The organism is Martinezella miluonensis (assembly GCF_900094545.1).
GTDB lineage: Bacteria > Pseudomonadota > Alphaproteobacteria > Rhizobiales > Rhizobiaceae > Rhizobium > Rhizobium miluonense.
Genome location: NZ_FMAH01000083.1, coordinates 1 through 10,483, shown reverse-complemented (window position 1 = coordinate 10,483; position 10,483 = coordinate 1). Strand labels below are relative to the sequence as shown.

Annotated in this window: 8 protein-coding genes and 1 pseudogene; 3 read left to right on the top strand and 6 right to left on the bottom strand. The window is 57.4% G+C overall.

Features of this window, described 5'->3' with window-relative positions; all coding sequences use genetic code 11:
- Nucleotides 1-152: pseudogene (locus GA0061102_RS33815) on the bottom strand (IS110 family transposase); the annotation flags it as partial.
- Between the two features lie 343 nt (nt 153-495).
- Here GA0061102_RS33815 and GA0061102_RS31995 point away from each other — a divergent pair.
- Entirely contained in the window at nt 496-1,497 is a 1,002-nt protein-coding gene (locus GA0061102_RS31995) for a hypothetical protein (protein WP_092856681.1), read from the top strand.
- A 450-nt stretch (nt 1,498-1,947) separates the two neighbouring features.
- On the opposite strand, the gene repC is transcribed toward GA0061102_RS31995, so the two are convergent.
- The 4 genes from repC to GA0061102_RS31975 all read right to left on the bottom strand — a co-directional run bounded on the left by repC (nt 1,948) and on the right by GA0061102_RS31975 (nt 6,582).
- Nucleotides 1,948-3,261, bottom strand: coding sequence for a plasmid replication protein RepC (gene repC / locus GA0061102_RS31990; protein ID WP_092856678.1), 1,314 nt, complete (start codon nt 3,259-3,261; stop codon nt 1,948-1,950).
- Nucleotides 3,262-3,415: 154 nt separating this feature from the next.
- On the bottom strand, nt 3,416-4,417 hold the full coding sequence (gene repB / locus GA0061102_RS31985) for a plasmid partitioning protein RepB (protein WP_092856675.1): 1,002 nt from the start codon (nt 4,415-4,417) through the stop codon (nt 3,416-3,418).
- A 4-nt stretch (nt 4,418-4,421) separates the two neighbouring features.
- Nucleotides 4,422-5,615, bottom strand: coding sequence for a plasmid partitioning protein RepA (gene repA, locus GA0061102_RS31980; protein WP_092856672.1), 1,194 nt, complete (start codon nt 5,613-5,615; stop codon nt 4,422-4,424).
- A 478-nt stretch (nt 5,616-6,093) separates the two neighbouring features.
- Nucleotides 6,094-6,582 carry a ProQ/FINO family protein gene (locus tag GA0061102_RS31975; protein WP_092856669.1) on the bottom strand — a complete coding sequence of 163 codons (489 nt, stop codon included), beginning with the start codon at nt 6,580-6,582 and terminating at the stop codon, nt 6,094-6,096.
- A gap of 794 nt (nt 6,583-7,376) precedes the next feature.
- Between GA0061102_RS31975 and GA0061102_RS31970 the strand changes: the two genes are divergently transcribed.
- Both GA0061102_RS31970 and GA0061102_RS31965 read left to right on the top strand, forming a co-directional pair.
- The gene (locus GA0061102_RS31970) at nt 7,377-7,775 is read left to right on the top strand and encodes a hypothetical protein (protein ID WP_208858740.1); all 399 of its coding nucleotides are present in this window, start codon (nt 7,377-7,379) and stop codon (nt 7,773-7,775) included.
- Nucleotides 7,776-8,304: 529 nt separating this feature from the next.
- A complete protein-coding gene (locus GA0061102_RS31965) occupies nt 8,305-8,625 on the top strand; it encodes a hypothetical protein (RefSeq protein ID WP_092844224.1) in 321 nt (106 codons plus the stop codon).
- A 2-nt stretch (nt 8,626-8,627) separates the two neighbouring features.
- Here the strand turns inward: GA0061102_RS31965 and GA0061102_RS31960 are convergent, their stop codons facing one another.
- Entirely contained in the window at nt 8,628-10,337 is a 1,710-nt protein-coding gene (locus GA0061102_RS31960; RefSeq protein WP_092844222.1) for an IS66 family transposase, read from the bottom strand.
- Nucleotides 10,338-10,483: the final 146 nt, after the last annotated feature.

Sequence of the window (10,483 nt, the reverse complement as noted above, 5' to 3'; positions counted from 1 at the left end):
CGTTCCATCGCCACGCCGTGCTCGCCAAACCAGGCGATCAGCGCATCGGGTTCACTGTGGACCTTTGCTTCACGCACAATGCGGCCATCCGCATCCACCACGCACACACTTGAGTATTCCAATGATACGTCGATGCCGGCATACTGCTTCATGGTCGTCTCTCCGTGATGCTATGGAGCAGGTCTCTCCTGACTCCGCGACACCATCATTGTGAGGGACGACCACCAGCCATTCAAACCTGGCTGGCCGGGCTCCGCCCGTTACACCATCTAAATTCTGGGCAGAGCAGATGGGGCAAATCTGATGGTCAACACGCCATGTCTATCGAGACCATCATTATTTCCATCGTCGTTAGGATCTCGTTCAGCAAAGCGGCGCACAAATATGATTTCTCTGGATCTGAACGCAGGGCAGCTGTGCTTGTGGGGCACGCATGCTGTCGCCCGCTGCTTTTCCCGGCACTGGTCCAATGCATGCAACAGGAGATCTAATTCAGTGCGGTTGAGATATGCCCCCCGAAGCATCGCCAGGATGCTCAGCCTTTGCTCCGTCGCTACTATCACCGCAATTGCGCAGCCTTCCTTCGCTGCGGGACAACAATCCGATATTCCGGCATGGCTTGCAGTCCATGTGGGTCAGGGTGACGGCCAGGTCGCCCGGCCTGTCCTGCAACGGGCCCGCGCGCTCTATATGCGGAAGGTCAGCGAAGGCAAGGTCCGCAATCCCTGCTATTTCGCCATGGATGCAACGCGCCCGAACGATCTGGGTGACGGCAAGTCGGGTGGCAGGTTCTATATCGTTTGCGAAGCCACTCAGACGTTTCGCGTCGTCTCCTCCGGCCATGGCAGCGGCCGCGACCTCAAGGGCGTTGCCAACTTCGGTAACGGGCGGATGTGCGCCAAGAACTTCGGCAACGCGATGGATTCGAACCTAACGACCGGCGGCGCCTATATGACCGAAGAGACGAAGACGACCTTTAAGGGCTACTATCGGTCCTCGCAGGCCAAGAATGTGGCCTTCCTACGCAGCTTCCTTCAGTTCGATGGCGAGGGTGATACCGCCAATGCGCGCCAGCGCGCCATCGGTGGCCATGCAGCGGCGAAGGTTGCCGGCATATGCATGAAGAAGGATCCGCAAAGCCCCTATGCCAACCGCGACGGATTTGTCCCCCTCGGCAAGCTGGTGGAATATGCGGGTGGCCGCAGCGACGGCTGCACGAGCTGGTCTGCCTCCGATGCCAATCAGATCATCTCGATGGTAAAGGACAATCCGACGACGCTCTACATCTATCCAGAGTCGACCGACATCAATGCGGTCGCGAAAGCTGTCGCAGCTGGCCGCTCGCCAGCGCAGGCCGGATTGTATTGGAACGATTCCTGCCTGAAGGAAATCGGCGCTCCGAAGTTCTGGGCAAAGGAGACTCTGGAGCCGGTCATTGTGCAATATAAGAAAGACCATCCAGCTCCTCCGGCCCGCCCGATACCGATTTGCGAGTAGGCGGGTTGAGCGCTGCCCCCGTGAAAGTTGGGGGGTAGTGCGACTGCCAAGCCAGCATCCTCTTCTATGCCTTAGCGGGAGCCTCGGCGGCTCTCGTCTTCACGAAACGGTTCTACCCGACGACGCATGGACTTTTTCGCGCAAATCAGCGATAAAACTGAAGGATTTGAACGGCGCACAGGCATTTTTCGCATCCTTTCCGGCCAGTGCTACTCAATTTTACGCATTTTTTATCCAATTGATTTCTCTAGGATAACATCCTGAAAGAGAAGCTATCCTTGTGTTCCCTTCCACCAGCCATACATGGTCCGTGCGACATCGTTCGTCAAACGACTGTTATCGTTGACGGAGCGATCATTCAGCGCCCCGGCAAAGAGGGGGCATGTGACGTTGGTTCAGGTCGAAAACGGACCTGACGATGAAGCCGGTGAAACCTTGAATGCGGATGAGTTAGGCCGATTTCCTTTCATTCAACGCCGTGTTGGCCCTCAGAAGGGACATCAGCATCGGACCGAGTGCGAATTCGCCTTTCTGTGCTCGGCGGGTCAGATCGCGAAGATAGGCGCCGGCAGACTTGATATGCGAGGTTCGCTGGAGGATGCAGGCAATCACGGTGGCGGTGTTCTCCGGGCCCATAGCGGCGCAAGCCTCCTGGTGAGTTCCTGGGCTGATCTTAAGCATCGATTTCACGACGATGGATGCAGTCATAAGATCTCGCCAATTGCTGATCTGCCCTGTTGAGCTATAGGCAGCAATTTCCGGGCAAGCCCTCATAACGAGATCGAGCGGGAATGATTTCAGCCCCACCTGGCTTTCTCCAGAGCTATCAGAGCGGGTGTTCGATGCGAGAGGTAGCGTTGCTTTCCCTTGGAAGGATACGGCCGCTGATACCGAGGCAGCGTTCGGCAACGGCTCTGCAGAAACCGCGGACAACGTTGCCGGGCGTTTTGGCTGCGGGGCTTCAGATTCAGTTTGGGATTCGGAGTCTGAATTCTGTATGTGCCGCTCATTTTGATAGTGATTGGCGCTTATTTTTTTTGTTTTTGCGTGTTTTTCCAGTCGGTTGACGATTTCCCGATGCAGCAGACCGAGCTTTTGGAGAAGAAGCTCCAGTTCGGTTACGCTGGGCGACCGGGGAAGACTGTCGATGAGGTAGCGGAAACCGGAATGAACGGCATCCCAATCGCCCGTAATGGCTTCGACAAGCGCGGTTTCGATGAGCTTGGCAATGTCGCGCCGGAGAAGGCTGATGCGCTCGCGTAGCCCCTGGACATGGAGGCGATCGGCGACGACCTCCGCAGCGAGATGCTCGATCTCCTCGGCGCGGGATAGAAGAGGGGCCAGCGAGAAGCCATAGGCTTCATGGAGATCCCCCGCTCTGGTCCTGCGGGCGTAGCGCTTGCCGTTGGGGCTATCGCGGCGGACGATGAGCCCGGCCTCGACAAGGGCAGCCAGGTGGCGCCGGATCGTCTGCTCCGCCATGCCATGGGCACGCAAAGACAATTGCGCGTTCGAAGGGAACACGACGAGATTGGCATCATCCGAAAGTTCGTTCTTCGGATAGAAGCTCAAAAGCGCATTGAGAACAGCAAGCGCTCGATCCGTTACGCCGAGATGAGGCTTGGCTTCGCAAAGCGCGCGATAGATTTTCCACTTATCGACCGACTTGACGGACTTCCCATGCCCAGCTCTTCTTTGAGCTATCAACATGGCAAGCGTCATCGGCCGCCGCCCAAAAGGCGTCGTCACATATTCAGCTTCCATTTTTCCTTCACCTACGTTGAGGCAAAAGAAAATTGCTCACCAAAACGATGCCAAGACTCTTGACTGTGATTCGGGGAAATGCGATTCTTGATTTGCTTAAGATCGAGAAGGGCTTCCACGACGACGTCGTTTGGGGGCCTTTTTCTTTTGCGGGTTACGTTTCCTTTCCTTGTTGAAACTCGTTGAAGAGAGTTTCTAATCTCTCCTGCACAAACTGGTCGAAACCGGGGGCCGCCTTGCTGTCGAAGACAAAGGTGGCACGCGCCGGAGTTCTCTTAAATGTCACCGGCACGCCGGCCATGATCGACGGCGCCGTGGTGGGTTTCACGGATGCGGGCTTGCCGATGGCCAGCGTCATTGCCTGCTGGAAACGCTCATCACTCGACAGCTTGCGACTGTTGTCCGCGGACAACTCGGCAACGATCGGCTCGCAATTGATGCTCTCGAGGCGCTCTCCTAACTCAAGCCACCGCCTGCGGCCGATATCTGGAGCCGGACCAATCGCGCTGACGAGCGCCAACGGTACCTGCCTCATGACGATCAGCATCTTCGACAGCGCGGCTTTATCGACGCCGAGCGCGGCCATGATGATATCCCTGCCGAAATCACGCTGCTCCAGCCGCAAGGCGAAAAGAGCCCGCTCGATATAGGATAGGTTCGTGCGCGCGCTGTTTTCCTGGCCCTGGCTGACGACGAGCTGGTCGTCGGTCAGCTGGCGGATGACGGCGCGCACCTTGATGCCGAGCTCTCTTGTCGCTGCCAATCGACGATGCCCGTAGGCGACCTGATAACGGCCCTTGGATTCCGGGTGCGGACGCACGAGGATCGGGACCTGCTGACCATGTTCGCGGATCTGTTCGACAAGCTGGCTGAGTTCGACGGGATCTATCTCGAGGCGGTCGGTAACGAAGGATCCGTCAACGAGATCCGGATCGAGGTCGACGATGGTTTGGCCTTCGGCCAATTGCCGCTCGAGATCGTTGGCCCGTTCCATCTTTTCAGTGATGTTGCCAAGCGTTCTGGTAATGCCACCCACGGGGCCGCCGCTTCTTGCCTGAGGCAGGAAGCCGGCTATCGGACGATTATCTTTTGTCGCAACGGACTCGACCCGCACCGTATTCGGAGCGGAAACTTCGATCAGGTTCTTGCGCGCCATCTATTTACTTCCTTCCCCACGTTGAACGGATATGCGTCTCGATCTCGCTGTTCACGAGATTGAGCGAATCCAATGCGCGATCGTAGGTACCCCTGGTGAACTGGGCTCTTTCGACTTCGTAGAGGGTTTGTTTCGTAACACCGGCATCGGCTACGGCGGTCGATTTGACCATTGCGTTGTGAAGCATGCGGTTGCCGAAAATAGCCTTCATGAAGCCGGTCATCTGGCTCTGTGGCCCGTCATTCGGCTCGAAGCGAGTAACGAGATAACGCATCCAGTCATAGCTGGTGCGACCCCCTGCTCTTTCGACCACGGTCATCAGCTCGCTGGTCATGGTCAGGAACTGCGACATCGACATGACGTCGAGCATCTGCGGATGAACGGTGATCAGAATCGACGTCGCGGCGCAAAGCGCTGACATAGTCAAAAAGCCGAGCTGTGGCGGGCAATCGATGACGACGACGTCGTAGAAGTTTTCGATTTCGGTCAAAGCTTCGCCGATGCGCGCGAAGAACATGGTTTCGGCCCGGCCAGCAGCCATCACTCGCGGCGTCTCATGCTCGAACTCCATGAGTTCGAGATTTCCGGGGATGAGATGCAGGTTCGGCGTATAGGTCGAGCGAACGATATCGGCAACCGGCCGTGGCTCGTCATAGCGAATGGCACCGTAGAGCGTCTCGCCCTCGCCAACGTCAAGCTCCGGCTGATGTCCAAACAAGGCGGACAAGGAAGCCTGCGGGTCAAGATCGACGGCGAGCACCCGATATCCCCGCAGCGCGAGATATTGCGCGAGATGGGCTGCCGTCGTCGTCTTACCGGAGCCGCCTTTGAAATTCATCACCGAGATGATCTGGAGCTTCTCGGATCCCCTTCTGCACGGCACGTATTTCGGGGTGCCGTTCCGCTCGTCGAGAACCCTACGGATCCGATCCATATCGTCGGCGGTGTAAAGCCGGCGTCCGTTCGAAAGCGGATCCGGTCCATGGCCTTCGGCCGCAATTTGGCGAAGGTAGCCTTCGCCAATGCCGATGAAGGCGGCGGCCTCCGCCGGCGAAAACATCCGCATCGTCTTTTGTGACTGGGGCGGGAAGAGTTTTGCCTGGTGTTGTTGGAGCTGATAAGACAGCTCTTGCGCATCTGTTGCCAGAAGCGTCGGAAGATGTTCTTGATCGTCCTGTAGCACGAGACTCGGTTGCATGATCGTTTTCCCAATTAACTGCGCAATTGTGACGGAATGCCGCTAAACTACGCAGTTACTATATGCTCCGATTCGCTACCGTTTTACAAATGCTTAAACAATTGGCGGTTTTTGGGTTTTTTTGCCCACAGGGTGCTTGGGAATCCGCGTCGGAGAGCTGTCGATTCGCCAGTAGTGGGGCGGGGAGATGGGGAGCGAAGATGCTACGGGTTTAGCTCCGAGGGTTGTCCGCGGACTACCGCGGCGGGGAGCGTGTCTGTTGGAGGGTTTGCTGCTCTCACCGGGCGGGATAGTCTCGTCGTACCTTGTGACATTATATTCGACCCGGCGCGTAGTCCGCGGACTACATTCGGGCTGGTCACTATGATCAGGGGCAATGCGCCCACACTTTCTCATCCGGCAAGAAGAGCTGGAAGCAAGCGACGATTCCGCGGCCGAGTGCTTTCCATCACTTGGTAAGCAAGGAGCCTTCGCCGCTTTACCGGGCGGCGCGGTCCGAGAGCTTGCGGCCGCCGAGCAGCGAAGCCCGGATCAGCTCCGCCTTGCTCAAAGCCGGTGGCGGCGGCGATTTGGGTTCATTCGCCGGCACGGGAGATTTGGCCTGCGTCTGCCGCAGCGCGGCAAGGCGCTCCTGCGCGGCGAGCCTGTCCTCGGGCGAAAGCGGCTCGATAGGATTGCCCGCCACGTCGTGGCGCATCGAGTCCGGCTGGGCGCAGGCGAAGTAATATCGCTTGGAATGGAGAAAGGCGCTGGTGGCCCGGCGGAGCGACATGACGGGCACGTCGGGCTTCAGAAGCGGCCGAATGTCATTCCAGAGACCGAGCGCGAAGGGGCGGATAACATCGCCGGGTTTGGATGGCAGGATATCGATACGGCGAACGAGAAGCGTGTTGATAGCTTCCGCCTTCTTGACGTCGAGCGCCGTTGCCACGATCGGCCCACGATTGGTCATCCAGGGTTCTTCCATGAAATCGTTCCTCTGCCTAGGAATCCATTACGAACTGATTGTGAAGTGATTTTGACGGAGCGGTAAAGAATCTGCCTTCGTTTGTCGGTAGCTTCGCCGGGCAGGCACTCAAATATGCGGGGACGACGGCTGCCGCAAGTTTTGGTTAACCAGATTTTTATGGTTGGCGGCTAGCCTGCGTTTGGCCGCGGAAGGTATTGAGTGCGCGGCACCCATTCTCATCCCCGATAATCAATCATCTGCATGGACCTTATTCAGCGATGCGGCTGCGCTGCAGAAGTTTCGTCGCGCCGCTGGTCTAAGTGGAGATCTAATATTCATTTCCGAAAGGAAGTGGTGACTACCGGGCTTGATGGAATTCCAAAGTTCCTGTGTTGGGCGCAATCTCTTTCATCGGTCACCTGCGATGATATTCCCAGAATGAGATTGTTTAGCGGGGGAGGGGCAGTCAACGCGGTTCCCCGGCTCTCAAGTTCAAACCGCGAGATTGCTCAATCCCATCCAAACTTCATTTCCGCAGCGACCGATCCGATGAGGTAGCCGAAAGGGAGGTTCATCAAGCCCTTCAGCCATGATGAACCGGCATTTCCGTTCCATCTGACGCAGGCGTTGCCTGCGCGCAAAGCTTGGTGGCAGGTGCCGTCTCAACTCATTCCTGAGAGCCCCGATATATTGGCGACATTGGCTCGGATGTTGCGAAGGCAGGCTTGGCGGACGCGCAATCTGGCTATACATACGCGGTCGCTGTCGGCGGTAGCCGCGCTCGAATAGATTGCCGTTTCTGAAGAGCTATCTTGAACATGGAAGCACCCATATTGCTGAGCGTTGCTTTTTCACTTTCGCTCGCGTCGAGCGCTTTGGCTTTTGATAGGGCAGCCTTCTTCGACGCAGCGCTGTGCAAGCCGCCCTACACGACGAAATCGGCAACGAAAATGTACAGCGAAGCCGAGAAGCCGGCGAACGCTGACACATCGCTCCTGACCGCGGCCGTCTATAAATTGCCCAAGGATCTTGGTCGCGAAGGTTTTGAGACAAGCGAGCTTGCCTTTGCCGGTGCGAGCTTTGGCGTGCCGATTGAGGGCTTGCGGGCCGATGACCTGGCCAAGACTTACCACTTGGAAAAGGACGGCCTTGGCAATCAATCTCCGTGGAACCGCAGCAAAGTCGTGCAGACGAGCGCTGACGAAGGATGATCGAGCGGTCACAGACATGGGAGTGATATCCCTGATCGCCCGCGAGTCAGCCGCCTTTTCAGGCAAAGCTCTTCTCGCCTGCGAATTCGTGAGCAGCGAGGATCTTGAGGCCATGAAGCAGTTGCAGGCGAAGTAAGCTCACTCTCTCAGCAACCAGTTCCGGCGATGATGATGAGGGCGCAATGCCATCTGCGCACCCTTCATCCCGAGGATTTTCAGGTTTTGATAGTTGTCCGCGGACAACTGCCGCGGCGCTAGGGAAAATCGACGGCAAAAGATATATTTTGGCGCCTGTACCGCTTACGGAAGCGAATGATCGAATAGCTTCATCATGGTTTGTTGTTTCTTGGATTTCAGAGAGATAGTCGCGTCAGAAAATGCCTCAACAGGCTAGTATTCCGGGTACGCGGAGCAAAATGGGTGGCCCGGGCGGAATTCTGCTTGATAAAGGATCTTGTGGGTCGTCGATAATACGGGATTGCTTTGGTGCTTTTCCGGAGCGACGATTTCCTTATGTGGAGGCATCGGGATGCACGGGATCACCCTTGACGGCTTGAGTGAAGCGGAACTGATCGAGCTGCACGATCAGGTCGTTGATCGACTGCATTTTCTGCATCAGCAAAAGACCACCCACGCGCTGCTCGAGCTGGCGATTGGTGAGCGCGTCATGTTCGAAGACAACAGCGGCCAGACGCAGGCGGGCATCGTGATCCGTCGGAACCGTAAGACAGTGACGGTGCACGCCGACAACGGCCGCCAGTGGAATGTTTCCCCGCAGCTGCTGCGGAAAGAAAGCCGGGTTGAAGAAACACGGTCCGGCAAGCTGGTGCCGTTTTCGAGAAAAGGCTGATCTCAGTTTGTCGCCAGGACAAGGTCAGCCAGCGGCGGTATTGTCGATCCGGCGGGGACAAGACCGAGGCGGTCACCAAGATAAGTGTAATATGAGATGCCGAGCTTCTGGCAGGTCTTCAGTAAGCCGAGCATGACGTCGCGAGCGATACGACCGTCAAGGCTCATCGTGCCACCGGAGATCTTTCGCTTGGTGACGAAGGTCCGCAGATCGTTCTCCGAGGCATTGGTATGCAGTGGAATCTCGGGATGTTCGAGGACTTTGAGAAGCTCCCGTCGCCGCCGATGCAAGCGCGCCAACAGCGTATCGAGGGCGTTATAGCCGGTGCGTAGGGTGAAGATGCGATCGAACCTGCGCCGGAAGGCATGGGCTGCCTGCGGTGATGGCTGTTGCTTCCAGACCTTGAGCGCCTTGTAGAAGCGCCAGACGAGGTCGCGAACCAGTGCGAGCGATCGAACCTCTTTCGCCTTTGCCGGCATCAGCTTTTGCAACAGGCGCTCGCAATGGATCCAACACAAAGCGTGATTGCCGACGCGGAACTGACCGGCATCGTCGGAGACAATGACCGTGTTGCCGAGCAGACCGTGATGGCGGATTGCGCCCCAACTGCCGGCTTCGGCGAGCAGGCGCATCAATTGTCGATCAAAGATGTCGATGCCTCTGCCGGTCAAATATTCCAGGAAGGCAACCTGGTCGGCAAAGATAATGGCGGATCTGCTCTGGAGCTTCTCCATGAGCGCCTGCTCGGCGCCCTGTGTCCGCAGCCAATTCATCGCCTCGTCATTGAGGATATAGTCCTGATGGCCCGCTTTCAGGATGGACAGGAAGTTGAGCCGCGATTTGGAAAAGCTGGTGCGGAAGGCGGAAAAGCGCTCGCCACCGATCTGGGTCGTGTAGGCGTTGCGCCTGACGTGGCGAGCACCAGTATCGTCGACAGTGATGAAGGGCGCCGAAACCAGTCCGGCACGCAGAACCGCACTGTCTTCCTCGACGAATGGCATAAGGTCTGTCGTGAGCAACCGCACAACCTGCCGTTTCGACGCGATCATCGCCAGCGATGACGCTGCGATCTCGACGCCGATGCTGTTGAGAATCTCGGTCAGCCTGGGCGTCGTGACCTGTCCCTGCGCATGGAGCGCCAGACATATCCGACGCAAATTGCGACCAAAGCCGCTGGCAACCCCGTCTGGCAAGGGAGCAGTGATCAGTTTGCCCTGGGGCGTCAGCCAGCGTTCCCGGCGATAGTTCACGAGCTCCGCCGACAGAACCAGATCGCGCACCAGGAAGTTCTTGTATCCTTTGAAGCGTGAGCCTTCGGGTACGTCGGCCTTCAGCGTCACGGTGCGGGTGATCCGGTTCTTGTCGCGCTTAGGGCCGCGGGGCGGCTTACCGGTTGTTCGATCATCCTTGGGATTGTCCTTGGCGGGATCTGTTGCCTTGTCCATACCTGATGGTCGAAACGGGGGACGCGGCGGCAGTTTCTTCAGCCGCGCGATCTCATCACGCAGTTGCTGGTTCTCGACCTTCAGGCGGACATTTTCCAACCGCAGTTCTGTATTGTCTTGGCGCAGGGCTTCGTTCTCAGATCGCAGCGCCGCGACGTCGGCCTTCAGCGCATTTAGCTCTTCGACAAACCCGCCGACGAGCCGGCGCATCGCCACCAGCGACAGCGTCTCAACATGCTCAACGGATGGCAGCGGCTTCTTCCCCATGGCGAGAAAGAATCATGATTTGCCCACTGGCGGAATCGCCCACCACCGCCTTTCGGATTCCAGGCAGATCTTTATGCACAGCTAACTAACTGCACGTTTTATCTTCCCGAAAACTCCACCGGCGCCACCCCTTTTGCTCCGCGTAC

Bases quoted from the DNA above. Each gene is read 5' to 3' on its own strand.
- repC (WP_092856678.1), bottom strand. From the start codon at position 3,261: ATGGAAGCTGAATATGTGACGACGCCTTTTGGGCGGCGGCCGATGACG.
- GA0061102_RS31960 (WP_092844222.1), bottom strand. From the start codon at position 10,337: ATGGGGAAGAAGCCGCTGCCATCCGTTGAGCATGTTGAGACGCTGTCG.
- GA0061102_RS31975 (WP_092856669.1), bottom strand. From the start codon at position 6,582: ATGGAAGAACCCTGGATGACCAATCGTGGGCCGATCGTGGCAACGGCG.
- GA0061102_RS31965 (WP_092844224.1), top strand. From the start codon at position 8,305: ATGCACGGGATCACCCTTGACGGCTTGAGTGAAGCGGAACTGATCGAG.
- repA (WP_092856672.1), bottom strand. From the start codon at position 5,615: ATGCAACCGAGTCTCGTGCTACAGGACGATCAAGAACATCTTCCGACG.
- repB (WP_092856675.1), bottom strand. From the start codon at position 4,417: ATGGCGCGCAAGAACCTGATCGAAGTTTCCGCTCCGAATACGGTGCGG.